12 protein-coding genes are annotated in these 14,125 nt (G+C 69.3%); 1 reads left to right on the forward strand and 11 read right to left on the reverse strand.

Features of this window, described 5'->3' with window-relative positions:
• Window positions 1-3 precede the first annotated feature (3 nt).
• The 7 genes from CXQ92_RS12105 to CXQ92_RS12135 all read right to left on the reverse strand — a co-directional run bounded on the left by CXQ92_RS12105 (window position 4) and on the right by CXQ92_RS12135 (window position 8,091).
• Window positions 4-882, reverse strand: a complete 879-nt coding sequence (locus CXQ92_RS12105) for an aminodeoxychorismate lyase (RefSeq protein WP_104167947.1) — start codon at window positions 880-882, stop codon at window positions 4-6.
• A 33-nt stretch (window positions 883-915) separates the two neighbouring features.
• Window positions 916-1,929 carry a galactofuranose ABC transporter, permease protein YjfF gene (yjfF, locus tag CXQ92_RS12110; RefSeq protein ID WP_104167948.1) on the reverse strand — a complete coding sequence of 338 codons (1,014 nt, stop codon included), beginning with the start codon at window positions 1,927-1,929 and terminating at the stop codon, window positions 916-918.
• Window positions 1,929-2,960, reverse strand: coding sequence for an ABC transporter permease (locus CXQ92_RS12115; protein WP_104167949.1), 1,032 nt, complete (start codon window positions 2,958-2,960; stop codon window positions 1,929-1,931). Before CXQ92_RS12115 ends, yjfF begins: the two co-directional genes overlap by 1 nt.
• A complete protein-coding gene (locus CXQ92_RS12120; protein ID WP_219815715.1) occupies window positions 2,957-4,480 on the reverse strand; it encodes a sugar ABC transporter ATP-binding protein in 1,524 nt (507 codons plus the stop codon). Before CXQ92_RS12120 ends, CXQ92_RS12115 begins: the two co-directional genes overlap by 4 nt.
• Before the next feature lie 96 nt (window positions 4,481-4,576).
• Window positions 4,577-5,554, reverse strand: coding sequence for an ABC transporter substrate-binding protein (locus CXQ92_RS12125; protein WP_104167950.1), 978 nt, complete (start codon window positions 5,552-5,554; stop codon window positions 4,577-4,579).
• A gap of 538 nt (window positions 5,555-6,092) precedes the next feature.
• On the reverse strand, window positions 6,093-6,662 hold the full coding sequence (locus CXQ92_RS12130) for a cysteine hydrolase family protein (RefSeq protein WP_104167951.1): 570 nt from the start codon (window positions 6,660-6,662) through the stop codon (window positions 6,093-6,095).
• Between the two features lie 85 nt (window positions 6,663-6,747).
• A complete protein-coding gene (locus tag CXQ92_RS12135; RefSeq protein WP_219815716.1) occupies window positions 6,748-8,091 on the reverse strand; it encodes a DUF2254 domain-containing protein in 1,344 nt (447 codons plus the stop codon).
• A 349-nt stretch (window positions 8,092-8,440) separates the two neighbouring features.
• Here CXQ92_RS12135 and CXQ92_RS12140 point away from each other — a divergent pair, with 349 nt between their 5' ends.
• Window positions 8,441-8,902 carry a DUF1573 domain-containing protein gene (locus CXQ92_RS12140; RefSeq protein ID WP_146067463.1) on the forward strand — a complete coding sequence of 154 codons (462 nt, stop codon included), beginning with the start codon at window positions 8,441-8,443 and terminating at the stop codon, window positions 8,900-8,902.
• Between the two features lie 47 nt (window positions 8,903-8,949).
• On the opposite strand, the gene CXQ92_RS12145 is transcribed toward CXQ92_RS12140, so the two are convergent.
• The 4 genes from CXQ92_RS12145 to CXQ92_RS12160 form a co-directional block, all read right to left on the reverse strand.
• Entirely contained in the window at window positions 8,950-10,587 is a 1,638-nt protein-coding gene (locus CXQ92_RS12145) for a hypothetical protein (RefSeq protein ID WP_104167954.1), read from the reverse strand.
• A gap of 278 nt (window positions 10,588-10,865) precedes the next feature.
• A complete protein-coding gene (gene pabB / locus CXQ92_RS12150; protein ID WP_104167955.1) occupies window positions 10,866-12,947 on the reverse strand; it encodes an aminodeoxychorismate synthase component I in 2,082 nt (693 codons plus the stop codon).
• A gap of 3 nt (window positions 12,948-12,950) precedes the next feature.
• Window positions 12,951-13,568, reverse strand: coding sequence for a LysE family transporter (locus CXQ92_RS12155; RefSeq protein WP_104167956.1), 618 nt, complete (start codon window positions 13,566-13,568; stop codon window positions 12,951-12,953).
• 39 nt (window positions 13,569-13,607) lie between these two features.
• On the reverse strand, window positions 13,608-14,102 hold the full coding sequence (locus CXQ92_RS12160) for a low molecular weight protein-tyrosine-phosphatase (protein ID WP_104167957.1): 495 nt from the start codon (window positions 14,100-14,102) through the stop codon (window positions 13,608-13,610).
• Window positions 14,103-14,125: the final 23 nt, after the last annotated feature.

The following is a 14,125-nucleotide window of genomic DNA, read 5'->3' on the forward strand; positions in this document are numbered from 1 at the left end:
AGATTACACGAAGCGGTCCACGAGGTCGGTGAGTTCGGCGGTCAGCGCGCTCGAGGTGCGGAGGTCCTGGCCGTCCAGCGAGAGCACCGGCGCGAGGAGCCGGATACTCGAGATCAGCCACACGGCGTCGGCCTCGAGCAGGTGGTGCGGTTCCAGCGGTCCGTAGCCGAGCTCCCACCCCTGTTCCTTCGCCGCGGCGAACAGCGCGCTCTGTGAGGTCCCTGCGAGGATGCCGCTCTCGAGCTGCGGCGTGAGGAGGGTCTTCCGGCCGTCGCGGTCGTAGGCGAGGAGGACGGTCGACGTCGGGCCTTCCAGCACCTTGCCGTCGGAGGAGGTGAAGATGACGTCGTCCGCCCCGTGCGCCTTCGCGTAGCGGACGGCGGCCATGTTGACGGCGTAGGAGAGGGTCTTCGCCCCCAGGAGCAGCCAGGGCGCGCGCTGGGCGACGGTGCTGTCGTACCCGCGCTCGAGGAAGAGGACCTTCAGGCCCGTCTCGCGCTGCCGGAGGGTGGCCTCGGGCACGCGGGAAACCTGCACCCAGGCCGTGGCCCGCCCGGCGCCCTCGACGCCGCGCGTGGCGATCAGCTTCACGACGGCGTGTCCCTGGTCCGGTTCCGCTGCCGCGAACTCGCGCAGGCCGGTGCGGATCGCGCGGCTCCACGCCTCGGCGTCGGGCACGGTCAGATCCAGGGCGTCGGCCGACGCCGCGAGGCGCGCCAGGTGCGCCTGCTCCTTGCGGGGGGCTCCGTCGACGGCGAGCAGGGATTCGAAGAGGCCGTCCCCGCGGGTGGCGCCGAGGTCGGTGGCCATCAGCTGCGGCTGGGACGCGTCGGCCACCCTGCCGTCGTCATGGGCCGGGTCCAGGAACACGAGAACAGTCATGGGCCACAGCGTAGCCGCCGGAACCCCGCGGCCTCAGGTGAGTCTGACCTTCCGGGTGAAGAGTTTCTGCAGCAGGATGAAGACGAGGAGCAGGGCGCCGATCACGATGCGCGTCCACCAGGAGCTCAGCGTGCCCTCGTAGGAGATGAACGTCTGGACGATACCGAGCACGAGCACCCCCGTGAGGGAGCCGAGCACGTACCCGTAGCCTCCCGTCAGCAGCGTCCCGCCCACCACGACCGCCGCGATGGCGTCGAGTTCCAGCCCGGTGGCCGCCAGGCTGTAGCCCGAGAGGCTGTAGAACGAGAAGAGGATCCCGGCGATCGAGGAGCACAGTCCGCTGATCCCGTACACGAGGACCTTGGTGCGCGGGACGGCGAGGCCCATGAGCAGCGCCGAGGACTCTCCGCCACCGATCGCGTACACGGTCCGCCCGAACCGCGTCTGATGCAGCACGTAGAACGCGACGGCGACCACGACGAGGGCGATCACGACGCCGGGGGAGACGAACAGCGTCCCCACCAGCGGGATCCTCGCCTGCGCCATGGAGGTGAAGAAGGGGTCGGTCACGGTGATGGAATCGACGCTGATGACGTAGCAGAGGCCCCGCGCCAGGAACAGGCCCGCAAGGGTGACGATGAAGGGCTGGATCTCGAAGACCTGGATCACGAGTCCCATGAGCAGGCCGAAGGTGGCACCGGTCAGGAGGACGAGGGCGATGACCGCGGCGGGGTTCCAGCCGGCCTGGAGGAGGGCGGCGGCGATCATCATGGACAGCGCGACGACGGAGCCGACGGAGAGGTCGATGCCCCCGGTGAGGATCACGAACGTCATGCCGACGGCGAGGACGATCAGGAACGTGTTGTCGATCAGGAGGTTGAGGAAGACCTGCCCGGACAGGAACCCCGGGTACATGACGGCGCCGGCGGCGAACATGGCGAGGAAGAGGCCCATCGTCGCGAGGGTGGGGGCGTACCGCGCCTTGCCCCGCAGCCGGGTCATGCGGGGGCGGTCGAGCGGTGCCGGGGTGCGGGTGAGCACGGACATCAGGCGGCCACCTTCGGTCGGGACGGCTCGGTCACGGGCCGCCGTCGTCGGCTGAGGAGGGTGCGCGCCCTGCTGGACTGCAGGAGGCACACGATGATCACGACGAGCGCCTTGAAGACCAGGGTGGCTTCGGGCGGGACGCCGAGCGTGTAGACGGTGGTGGTGAGGGTCTGGATGATCAGCGCCCCGACGAGGGTGCCGACCAGGCTGTACCGGCCCCCGGCCAGCGAGGTGCCGCCGATGACGACGGCGAGGATGGCGTCCATCTCGATGTACAGGCCGGCGTTGTTGGCGTCCGCCGCCGTGACGTTGGAGCTGATCATGAGGCCGGCGACCGCCGCGCACAGCCCGCTGAAGACGTAGACGGTCCAGGTGATGGTCCGCGCGTCGAGCCCTGAAAGCCTGCTCGCCACCGGATTGATGCCCACCGACTCGATGAGCGTGCCGAGGGCCGTCCGGCGCGTCAGCAGGCCGGTGATCCCGAAGGCGGCTGCCGCGATGAGGATCGAGATGGGCAGGCCCAGGAAGTATCCGGCACCGATCGCCTGGTAGGAGTCGTTGGACACGGAGATGATCTGCCCGTCGGTGACCAGCTGGGCCAGTCCGCGGCCTGCGGTCATGAGCACGAGGGTGGCGATGATCGGCTGGATCCCGATGACCGAGACCAGGAAACCGTTCCACGCCCCGAGGGCGAGGCCCGCGACGACAGCGATCGCCACCCCGGTCGCGGCGGTCTGCAGGGAGGCCGGTTCGGGGGAGCTGTAGATGTACATGCAGGAGACGGCACCGGCGATGGCCGCGACCGCCCCCACCGACAGGTCGATGCCCCGCGAGGCGATGACGAGCGTCATGCCGAGGGCGATCAGGATGGTGGGTGCTCCGTTGCGGAGGATGTCGATCAGGCTGCCGTAGAGGTGGCCGTCCTGCACCCGGACCGAGAGGAAGTCCGCACGGAAGAGCTGATTGAGCAGGAGCAGGAGGACGAGGGCGAGGACGGGCCAGGTGAGGCGGTGCCTCAGCAGCGCACTCATGCGTTCGTTCCCGCGATGACCGTCATGACGTCTTCCATGGTGATGTTGTCGTTGGGTATGTCCGCGACCATCCGCCGGTCCTTGAGGACGGCGATCCGGTCGCTGATCCGCAGCACTTCCTCGAGCTCGGCCGAGATGAAGATGACGGACATGCCGTCCGCTGCGAGGCTGCTGATGAGTTTCTGGATCTGGGTCTTGGCGCCGATGTCGATGCCCCGGGTCGGTTCGTCCAGGATGAGCAGGCGCGGATCGGTGATGAGCCAGCGCGCCAGCAGCACTTTCTGCTGGTTGCCTCCGCTGAGATCCCGGATGAGCGTGTCCTTGCCGGACGGGCGGATGTCGAGGGCCTTGATGTACCGATCCGCCAGCTCGTCCTGGGTGGCACGCGGGACGCGCCGCCACCAGCCCTTGCCTGCCTGCAGCGCCAGGATCAGGTTGTCGCGGACGGACAGATCGCCGATCAGTCCCTCCTCCTTGCGGTTCTCGGAGGAGAACGCGATGCCCCGATCGATGGCGGACCGGGGGCTGCGCAGGGCGCGGCTCGTGCCGCGGATGGTCAGCTGTCCCTGATCGGCCCTGTCGGCTCCGAAGAGCAGCCTCGCCGTCTCGGTGCGGCCGGACCCGAGCAGGCCGGCGAGGCCGAGGATCTCGCCGTCGTGGACGGTGAAGGTCACCTCCTGGACCGAGCCCTTCCTGCCCAGGCCCTCCGCCTGCAGGAACAGCGTCTGGTCCGTGCGGTCCGGCTGCCGTCGGCTCTCGGCCTCCTCGAGCTCGGCCAGGGCGTCCAGTTCCTTGCCGATCATCTTGGAGATCAGGCCCATGCGCGGCAGTTCGGCCGTCAGGTACTCGCCCACCAGCCTGCCGTTGCGGAGCACCGTCATGCGGTCCGAGACCTCGTACACCTGCTCGAGGAAGTGGGAGACGAAGAGGATGGCGACGCCCCGGTCCCGCAGCGTGCGGATGACCGAGAACAGCTGCTGCACCTCGTCGGCGTCGAGGCTGGAGGTGGGCTCGTCGAGGATGAGCACCCTTGCCTCGATCTGCATGGCACGCGCGATGGCCACGAGCTGCTGGATGGCGATGGAGTGCGAGGACAGGACGGAGCGAGGGTCGATGTGCCCCAGCTGCAGCTGGTCGAGGACCTCCTCCGCCTTCCGGCGGACCTCCCGCCAGTGGATGGCGCCGCGCCTGCGCGGTTCGCGGCCGAGCAGGATGTTCTCCTCGACGGAGAGGTTGGGGCAGAGGTTCACCTCCTGGTAGACCGTGCTGATCCCGGACGCCTGCGCCTCGGCCGGCGTGCCGAAGCTCGTCCGGGCCCCCAGCACGGTGATGGTGCCGTCGTCGATCGCGTAGACCCCCGTCAGGGCCTTGATGAGGGTGGACTTCCCGGCGCCGTTCTCGCCCAGGAGGGCGTGGACCTCCCCGGGGAACAGCCGGAAGTCGACGCCGTCGAGCGCTCTCACGCCCGGGAAGGCGATGGAGATGCCCTGCATGTCCACCACGGGAGCGGTCCCGCCCATGTCCTGCCTCCTGTGCTCCGGATGCGGCGGGCCGGGCCCGCCGCATCCCTCTCTCCTGGTGACGCGGCCGTCCTCGCGGGCGGCCGCGTCCGGTTCCTAGTACTCGCGGCTCGGGAGGGCTTCCTTGGCCTGCTCGGGCGTGAAGGTGGTTTCCTCGGTCACCACGCGGGCCGGGACCTCCTCGCCCGCGACCACCTTGGCAGCCAGGTCCATGAGCTGATCGCCGAGGAGCGGGTTGCACTCGACGATGAAGTTGATCTTCCCCTCCGCGAGAGCGGTCATGCCGTCCTTCACGGCGTCCACGGTGATGATCTTGATGTCCTTGCCGGGCACCTTCCCTGCGGCCTCGATGGCCTCGATGGCGCCCAGCCCCATGTCGTCGTTGTGGGCATAGACCACGTCGATGTCGGGGGTGTTCTTCAGGAACGCCTCCATCACCTGCTTGCCGCCGCTCCGGGTGAAGTCGCCGGTCTGCGACTGGACGATCTCGAGGTCGGGATCGGCCGCGATGGCCGCCTCGAATCCTTCCTTCCGGTCGATGGCCGGAGCCGCCCCCGTGGTGCCCTGCAGTTCCACGATGTTCACCGGGCCCTCGGTCGAGGCCGAGTCCTCGACGAGCCATTCCCCGGCCTTCTTGCCCTCCTCGACGAAGTCCGAGCCGAGGAAGGTCCTGTACAGCGAGGTGTCGGTGGAGTCGACCGCCCGGTCGGTGAGGATCACGGGGATGTCCGCGTCCTTGGCTTCCTTCAGGACGGTGTCCCAGCCCGATTCGACCACCGGGGAGAAGGCGATGACGTCCACCTGCTGCTGGATGTAGGACCGGATCGCCTTGATCTGGTTCTCCTGCTTCTGCTGCGCGTCGGAGAACTTGAGGTCGACGCCTGCCGCTTCCGCGGCTTCCTGGACCGACTTGGTGTTGGCGGTACGCCAGCCGCTCTCGGCGCCGACCTGGGCGAAGCCCATGGTGATGGTGTCATCGGAACCGCCCTCTCCGCCGGCTTCGGACTGACCGCCGCAGGCGGTGAGGGCGAGGGTTGTAGCGGCGATGACCGCCACGAAGGATTTCCTGAACACTGCTGCCTCCTTGGAATCGGAACCACAGCAAGGGGTATCTGCACCGTCGTTGCTGCATGGGCGGGGAGCCCTGCGGCAATTGTGAACGGTAACAAAAGGCGGGTCAAGGGATCGGGACCACCATTCGTCGGCGATTCGACGCGGACGGGGCCGCTCCGGCAGCAAGAAGGCCGGGCCGCTCGATCGCGGCCCGGCCTCGGTAGGGGATCAGTTACTTCTGATCGCCGTCCTTCCCGTCGAGGGTCTCCCTGGCCTTGTCCTCGGCCTGGTCCACCTTCTCGGGATTGTCCTGTGCATAGTCTTCGGCCTTGTCGGCCATTCCACCACTGTCCGCCATAGAGTCCACTTTCAGCCGAACGGGTCCGCGGCCCGCCGTGGGCTGCCGCGGTCTGACCTGTTCATCGTCCGCCTCTCGGACGGGTCAGCGGTACCGGCAGGATCCGGTTGACATCCGCCCGGAAGAAGGGGGCGCCGGTGGCCTGTGGAGTGTGCCTGATCAGGTGCAGCGCTGTCAGGGGAGGGAGTCCGAGGAGGTGTCTCAGTGGTCGAGGAGTGCTGACGTGGTCAGTACCGTGGCGAACTCGTCGTGGAGGTTCGTCGCCGTCACGATCGAGAGTGTCTCGGCAGGGACAGGGTCTCCGTCCGGTGTCCTTCGATCGAAGGTGTGCGTTGCGTCGATGGCGAAGTAGGTGTCGTAACCGAGGTTGCCGGCCATGCGGGCCGTGGTCTCACAGCAGTGGTTGGTGGTGATCCCGCAGATGACGACCTGCGCGATGTCCTCGGCCTGCAGCCACCCGTGCAGATCCGGGGTCCCGTAGAAGCTCGAGTTCACACTCTTGTGGACGAGGAGGTCGGGGGTCCCCGTGAGTATGTCCTTGAAGGCGTGACCGGGCCGGGAGGGGGACAGGGGCGAGTCCGGGTTGTCGGAGTCGTGCTGGACGAAGACCACGGGCCAGTCCTGGCGGCGCCAGTGCGTGACCAGCGCGGCGATGTTGTCCTCGCACGCGGGGTTGTCCCTCTCGCCCCAGAACGCGGAGTCATCGAAGCCCTGCTGGACGTCGATCACCAGGAGCGCGGGTCGATCCAGGTGGATGCGAGGTGTGCTCATCGATGGACAGTAGCACTCGGCACGTCCGAACGGGGGTGCACGGGATTCCCGGGCCCGCGCGACGGGTACGCAGCAGCACGGCCGATCAAGCGCCTGGCCGACGATGCTGCCGTTCGACGTCGTTCAGCTGGGAGGCGAGATCGGCGCGAATCACCGCATCGAGCGTCGAGGCTTCGACCGCCGTCCGGACGCGCGCCTGATGTCCGCTCAGGGCCGACGTATGTGTCGGCAGCGTTCCGGCGCGGGATGCGCTGATCGTGATCTCGGACAGCATGGCGATGCTCCGACCCGCTGTTCGAGGGTCCGTGAAGGCGTAGGTGATGAGTTGGTCCATGACGAGATCGAGGAGCTGGGCGAAGGAAGGAAGTGTGAGGTTCAGTCGGGCCCGATCGTTCGAGTCGTAGAGCGTGACGGGCCCGGTGGTCCGATCGGTGAGGGAGCACAGGATCGCGGAGATGTGACTGAGTGCATGGACGGCGGTCGTGGGGTCGTTGACGCCGGGCGAGAGAGCCTTGTCGGTGACATCGAGGAGTTGTTGCAGGCCGAACGACGGGTCCTGCGTGGAGGTGCGCTCGAAGTCGGTTCTCAGCGACCGGGACACCGTCTCGGTCAGCTCCGCCAGTCGGTCGCCGTCGAGTGGAACCGCCTGCGCATCCCATACTCGGGCGACCGGCACTCCGGCGACGAGGGAGGCTCCGGGTGCCACGTCGACGGACACGAAGGCGTCGAGTCGCTCTGCAGCCGACAGCAGGGCTCCGGTGTCGATGCGGGTGAGGAAACCCGAGGACGGCGCGCGGACCGCATCCGGCCGGCCTTCCGGCGTCCGGACGCTCGGCCTTCGTGAGTCGTGCTCCGGAAAAACCCGTTCGAGGGTCTTGTCGGTCTCACGATGCACATCACGCAACATGGTCTCGACGCGGATCTGCCGTGCCAGGTAGGCCAGGAAGAGGACGAGGCCGACGACGCTGCTGATGGTCAGCGCGAAGGCCGTGGTCACGGCGATCTCGGGGACGAACGCCGGCCCGGCACTGGTTTCCACCCGGATACTGCGCAGCACCGTGAGAGCGAAGACGAACGTCGCAAGGAACAGGGCGAGTGTGTTGTGGACGAAACGGTCCCGTGTGAAGGTGCGCAGGAGGCGCGGGGAGAACTGGCTGCTCGCGAGCTGCAACGTGACGACCGTCAGTGAGAAGGTCAGCGACGTGACGGTGATGGTGGAACTGGCGATCGTCTCCAGCAGTGACCGCGCCGCTTCGGGCCCCCCGCCGAACAGGATCCCGGACACCACCGGCGGCATGCTGTCGTCTAACTGCCGATCGAGGTACGGAAGAGCCTGTCCCAGGACGAGCGCGATGATGACGGCGATCAGGGGAACGGGCCACAGCTGGACACGCAGGGACTCACGCACGGACTCTTTGCTCGTATCCATGCCGCTCATTCTGGCCTACCCGCACCCTGAGCCGATGGCACGTCGGTGGCCGGCTGCCCACTTGATCCTTGCCGACACGGGCAGCTACTCCCTGGGCGAACCCGGATCCAGGGTCGTTGCGATTCCGCAACGGTCCGGCGGACGACAGCCCCGCTGCTTGATCACGTAAAGACAGCCTGCTTACGATTGCTCGGAGCGCAACACGCACCCGCGGCTCCTGAGACCGGGCAAGAGACGTCGATCCCCATCCACGACGGATTCATCGGAAGAGATACGCATCCTTCCTCCACTCTCCTGCGGGTCATCCACTGCATGCCAGGAACGCCTGGCCACATCCGAAGGAGCTCTCATGCACCGCATCCAGCACGGTCGTCGCCAGTCCCTGGCCCGGGGTTCAGCCGCCCTGACAGTGATTGCCGTATTGGCGGTGACCGGCTGCAGCACTCCCGAGGAAACCAGGGACGCGATCGCCACCGGCGAGGACGGGCAGGTCGGGGTCGTGAAACTGCGCAGCATGCTCGTCGTCTCTGCAGAAGAAGGGATGCCCGGCCGCCTCCTGGGGACGCTCGACAACGAGTCCTCCGCCGCCATTGAGGTCACGGTCAGCGACGCGGACGATCAGGTGGAGGTAACCGTGCCGGCGAACGGTCAGTACCCGCTGGACACCAATGAAGAGATCCTCAGCACCGTCGAGGAGCCCCCCGGCGCGCTGACGGAGATCACCCTGACGACGCCGTCGGACTCCGTCACGCTCGACGTGCCGGTGCTCGACGGCACCCTCGACCAGTACGAACCGTATCTCCCTGATTGAGCACCGGACCCGCGGTCGACTCTCCGGCACCGCAGATCCAGGGCCGCTTACTGGTAGGTCACCAGCCACGGCTTCGGGTCGACGAGCGAGTAGGTCTGCTCGGGCGTCAGCATGGGCTGGTCCTCGTCGTGGAAGTTCTTCCACGACGGCCACGTCCCTGCGGGAGAGACGCCCTGCAGCGCGGACCAGGTGTCGAGTTTCTGCCCGGGCGTCCCGTGGCCGTCGGCGTGCAGCGTCACCGCCAGTTCGCTGCGTGAGACGTCGAGATCCGCACGGTAGCTGATCATGTCGATCCGGAACTGGTGGACCATCACGAGCTTCTGGGGCAGGGCCCGGTCCCGTGTGAGGTCCGCGAGCCAGGCAGTGGTGGCATTGATCTCGGCGGCGCTGACGCTGCCGATCTGCTGGAGTGGCCGCTCGCCGGGCAGGAGCCGCCATTCGGGGTCCAGGGCGAGACCGACGGTCGGGCGGGTGAGGAGTTCCTCGTACAGCCTGGCCTGGGACAGGAAGTCGGATCGTCCGGATTGCAGGTCGAGGACGACGTACACGCCCTGTTCCTCGGCGGCATCGACCCAGGGCCGAAGGACGTCGATCGGGGTCTCGCTCGAGTAGTCGCCGTCGGTACCGGGTTCCGCGCTGGCGATCGTGGCAATGAGGTCGAGGGCGGGGACGACGGGCTCGTCACTGAACGGCTGGTACCGGGCAGCAAGACCCTTGACCCGGGCGATCGTCTCGTCGATGCCCTGTTCCCCCAGCGCCCCGAGGGACGGTCCGCTGGGGTGCCCGTACAGGGCCACCATACGGCGGCCGGGGAAGACGGTCTGGCCACCTCCCGGCAACTGAGGGGCTGTTGCCGCCACCTGGACCCGCTGCGCGAAGACCTCCTGCGCGCCGAAAGCGGCGCCGACCGCAAGTACTGCACCGTCGGCGCGGGACCGCACGGCGTCCACGGCCGTGCTGGTGGACCGTGGGTCCGCGTCCGCGACCAGTTCGACGTCGATTCCGGCAGCCCGGGCTGTCGCAAGAGGCGCCGGCGCCGAGGACGGGGTCGCCAGGACCAGCGCATCGATCGGCTCACCGGCGGGCGTGAAGGGTGGGACCCGCGCTGCAGTGGCGGTGTCCGCCAGCACCGAGTCGGTGGAGGTCGTGGACGCGGGACCGGGTGTCGCCGGTCCGGGGTCCGATGGGGTCGGCGTTGCTGCCGGGGCGGGTTCCAGCGTGAGCAGGCGTGCGTCGTCCGCACTCAGCCTTCCGATCGAGGCGGCGACGTCGCTTTCCGGTACGGCCTCGGGTGTGGTCGATACATCGAGGACGCCATCGAAGTCGGCCGCCTCGGTGGGGCCGACGACGAGGGCCCGCTGTCCGATCAGGGCGGCCCAGTCCGCTGCCGGGTCACCGTACCCGATGACCGTCTCGACTCCGAGCCTGGTGAGCTCGGCGTCGACCGTCGCACCGTCGGACCCGCCCGGCCCGACGACCAGCAGGGGGACCTGCAGACCTACAGCAGCACTCGAAGCCACGGTCAGGTCGGCGTCGGTGAGATCGAGTCCCGTCTCCAACTGACGGGCGAACACCACGGCTGCAGGGCTGGTGTCGAACAGCATCCCGCTCATCGCGACGGACGACTGCGCTTCAGTGCCGGCCAGGACACGGCGCACGCCGGCGTGGGGGTCTGCAAGGAGCACCGAGGGGAGGGTCTCCGGCGCCGACTCGGCAGCAGTCGGCGCCGGAGGCCCTCCCGGGGTGCAGCCGGCAGCCGCAAGGAGGACCGCGATCGCCAGGGGGACAATGCTGGGTGCAGTACGGCGGAAGATCAGAGTCTGCTTTCGTCAGGGGCTGCCACGACTCTATCCCCTCCCCTTCCGCTCCGGGGAGCAGCCGGCGCAGCGTATCTCGAGCAGATGGCGCCGGTCAGGGAAGCCAGCGGTGCACGACCTCCTGTTCCTGGTGGGGTGGAGGGCCGTCACGGTCCGACCCCGGCGCCGCGCAGGGCTGCAGGGTGCCCGTCGTCGGCCGGGAAGCCGGAGCCCAGGGCGGACAGCACGCCGCGCGCCTTCGTCCGCACCTCGGCCCACTCCTCGGCCGGGTCCGAGTCGGCCGTGATCGCCCCGCCGACGCCCAGCGTGAGACGTGTCGCGTCGCCGTCCTCCGCCAGCACGAGGGTGCGGATCACGACGGCGAGGTCCGTGGCGCCGGTCAGGCTGAAGTACCCGGCGACACCCGAGTAGGGGCCGCGCGGACCCTGCTCCAGGCGGTCGAGGATGGCCATGGTGCTGATCTTCGGCGCGCCCGTCATCGAGCCGGCAGGGAAGGCGGACCCGATCACCCCGGCGCGTGCGCTACCCGGCCGCAGCCGGGCGTCGATGCTGCTCACCATCTGGTGCACGGTGGCATAGGACTCGATGTCGCACAGCCGGCTGACGGTGACCGAGCCCGGGACCGCGTGGTGGGAGAGGTCGTTGCGGAGCAGGTCCACGATCATGATGTTCTCCGCCCGGTCCTTCTCCGAGGTCCGGAGGTCCTCGAGCAGGCCGGCGTCCTCCGTCGGATCCGCCGATCGACCGCGCGTGCCCTTGATCGGTTCCGCCTGCATGAAGCCGTCCTGTGTGAGCTTCAGGAAGCGTTCGGGCGAGGTGCTGGCGACGGCGAAGCCCGGGAAGCGGAGGTAGTGCGCGAAGGGCGCCGGACTCGCGGCCCGCAGGCGGAGATACGTCGCCAGCGGATCGAGGCGTTCCACGCGGGCTGAGAGCGACGTCGTCAGGCACACCTCGTACGTGTTGCCGTCGGCGATCTCGGCCTGCGCGCGCCGGGTCTTCGCGAGGTACTCCTCGCGGGAGTCCCGGGCAACGAACCGGGGTGCCGGGGGCGGCGGTGACGGCGGGACGGGGGACGGCGCCGCGACGGCGTGGCGGGCCTCCGTCAGCCAGGACTCCCGGTCCGGGTCGCGCCGCCCGTCCGTGAGCGTGAGCAGGAACACGGCCGCCTCGGCGTGGTCCACGACGACGGCGCGGCCCGCGAAGATCAGGGCGGCGTCCGGGAGGGCATCGGCCGGGGTGGGTACGGAGGCGCCGCCCGTCTCCCGCTTGAGCTCGTAGCCGAGGTAGCCCAGCCACCCCAGGCCGAACCCGCAGGCGAAGCCCTCCGGGGGGCGGACCGCCCGGCGTCCCCAGACGTCGTCGAGCCAGCGGAAGAAGGGTTCGCGGATGCGCGTGGTGACCGGGCCCGCCGTGATCTCCGTGATGCCGTCCCGGTGCAGGGCCTGCTGCCCGAAGGCGCCGGACGCGTCCGCCAGGATGCTGAAGCGGTTGCGCCCCTCCGGCCGGGCCGTCGTGGTCCCGGTGTCGGAGCTGTCCAGCCAGACCGCGGCGGGGGACGCGCCGTACAGGGTGGAGAACAGCGCCGCGGTGTCCGGCGTCGCGTCGATGCGCTCGCAGTCCAGCCGGAGCCCGCGCCGGCCCGCGCGCTCCGGCGCGAGCAGGATCGCGCACGCCGGCAGTCCCGTGAGTGCGAGGCGGACGGCCTGCGGTGACGGGACCCCGCGGTGGCCCTGCACGACGACGTCGGCGGCGGCGCAGGGATCGTCGCCCGCCAGCCAGGCGTCCTCCTGGTCCGCCCAGCGCTGCCAGAAGGGCGCGTAGGCCTCGCCGTCGCGTTCGATCGCGGTCCGGTGCCGGATCCCGGCGTCCGCCTCGATCCAGATCACCGCGTCGAGGTGGGGCCGCGCTGCAGCAGCCGCGGCGCCCACCCCTTCCAGGAGCACGATCTCGGCCGGCGCCGTGGTCCGTTCGGCGCCGTCCTGCCCGCGGTCCCAGTCCCAGGCGTTCCAGTGTGCGGGCCGCCCGTCCCGCAGGGGGAGGAGGACGCGCTCCACGTAGGCGCCGATGCCGTCGTCGAGCCCGTCCCAGCCCGGGTAGATGTCCTCGAGGTGGAAGAGGCTGACGCTGTGGTGCTCCCGGAGGAGGGCGGCGAGCTCGACGGCGAGGGTGGTCTTGCCCGCCCCGGACCGCCCGTCGACGGCGATGAGCAGGGGCGCGTCGGAGGGCACGGGTCAGGCCACGGCGAGCAGGGCGCCGACGCCGACGAAGAGCGAGCCGAAGGTGCGGTTGAGGACCACCTGCCCGCGGTCGTCCTGCGTGAAGCGCCGGAACGAGCGGGCGGCGCCGGCGTAGAAGAACCACATGACGAGCACGTCGATGACGACGACGGTCGCGGCCAGGACGGCGTACTGGCCGAGCAGCGGGCGGTCCGGGCGGATGAACTGGGGGATCAGGGCGAGGAAGAACACGATGGCCTTCGGGTTGAGCAGGTTGACCCAGAGGCCGCGGCGGACCATGGAGAGCGCGCCCTCGGTGCCCTGCCGGGCCCGGGCCTCGTCGTGCTCGGGCTTCTGCAGGAACTTCCGCACGCCCAGGTACACGAGGTACGCGGCGCCGGTGTACCGGATGACGTCGAACGCCAGCGGCGAGTTGGTCACGAGCAGCCCCACGCCCGCCGCCGCGACACCGATGTGTACCAGGAGGGCCGCCTGCTGGCCGAGGATCCCCCAGATGGAGCGGCGGAAACCGACGGTCAGCGCGTTGCTCATGGTGTTCACGGCACCCGCCCCGGGCACGAAGCTGATCAGGGTCCCGGCGCCGAGCAGCGCCAGCCAGAGGGAGGGGTTCACCCGTTCATGGTAAGCATTGCCGGTCGGGGCGCGGGAACGTCAGGCGTCGAGTTCGTGGCGCACGAACCGGACGACGCCCTCCACCGCGCCGTGGACCATCCGCCAGGTGGCTTCGAAGTCGCTGGCGTCGCCGTACCAGGGGTCGTAGATCCCGAGATCCTCGAGGTCGGCGTCCGTCGTCGTCGGATCGAACTCGCGCAGGAGGTGGATCCTGTCCCGTGCGTCACCGTCCGGGGCGTCCCGGCGCAGCTCCCGGTAGTGGTCGAGGTCCAGGGCGAGGATGAGGTCCCGCTCCCGGTACCAGACGGCCTCGAAGCGTCGGGCACGGTGCAGGTGGCTCTCGATGCCGAGTTCCGCCAGCTTCGCGGCCGCCCGCTCGTCGATGGGCTTCCCGGCCTCCCAGTCGGTGGTCCCCGCGGAATCGACGGCGACGTACTGCTGCAGTCCCGCCTGCCTGAAGGCGTGCGCGAGCATGAGCTCCGCCATGGGCGAGCGGCAGATGTTGCCCGTGCAGACGGTGACGATGCGGTACATCCCGCCAGCCTATCGGCGCACCG

This window comes from Arthrobacter sp. SX1312 (assembly GCF_002929295.1).
Lineage (GTDB): Bacteria > Actinomycetota > Actinomycetes > Actinomycetales > Micrococcaceae > Arthrobacter_D.

Coding starts and splice junctions, on each gene's coding strand:
- CXQ92_RS12105 (WP_104167947.1), bottom strand. CDS start 882: ATGACTGTTCTCGTGTTCCTGGACCCGGCCCATGACGACGGCAGGGTG.
- CXQ92_RS12115 (WP_104167949.1), bottom strand. CDS start 2,960: ATGAGTGCGCTGCTGAGGCACCGCCTCACCTGGCCCGTCCTCGCCCTC.
- yjfF (WP_104167948.1), bottom strand. CDS start 1,929: ATGTCCGTGCTCACCCGCACCCCGGCACCGCTCGACCGCCCCCGCATG.
- CXQ92_RS12120 (WP_219815715.1), bottom strand. CDS start 4,480: ATGGGCGGGACCGCTCCCGTGGTGGACATGCAGGGCATCTCCATCGCC.
- CXQ92_RS12130 (WP_104167951.1), bottom strand. CDS start 6,662: ATGAGCACACCTCGCATCCACCTGGATCGACCCGCGCTCCTGGTGATC.
- CXQ92_RS12140 (WP_146067463.1), top strand. CDS start 8,441: ATGCACCGCATCCAGCACGGTCGTCGCCAGTCCCTGGCCCGGGGTTCA.
- CXQ92_RS12135 (WP_219815716.1), bottom strand. CDS start 8,091: ATGGATACGAGCAAAGAGTCCGTGCGTGAGTCCCTGCGTGTCCAGCTG.
- CXQ92_RS12160 (WP_104167957.1), bottom strand. CDS start 14,102: ATGTACCGCATCGTCACCGTCTGCACGGGCAACATCTGCCGCTCGCCC.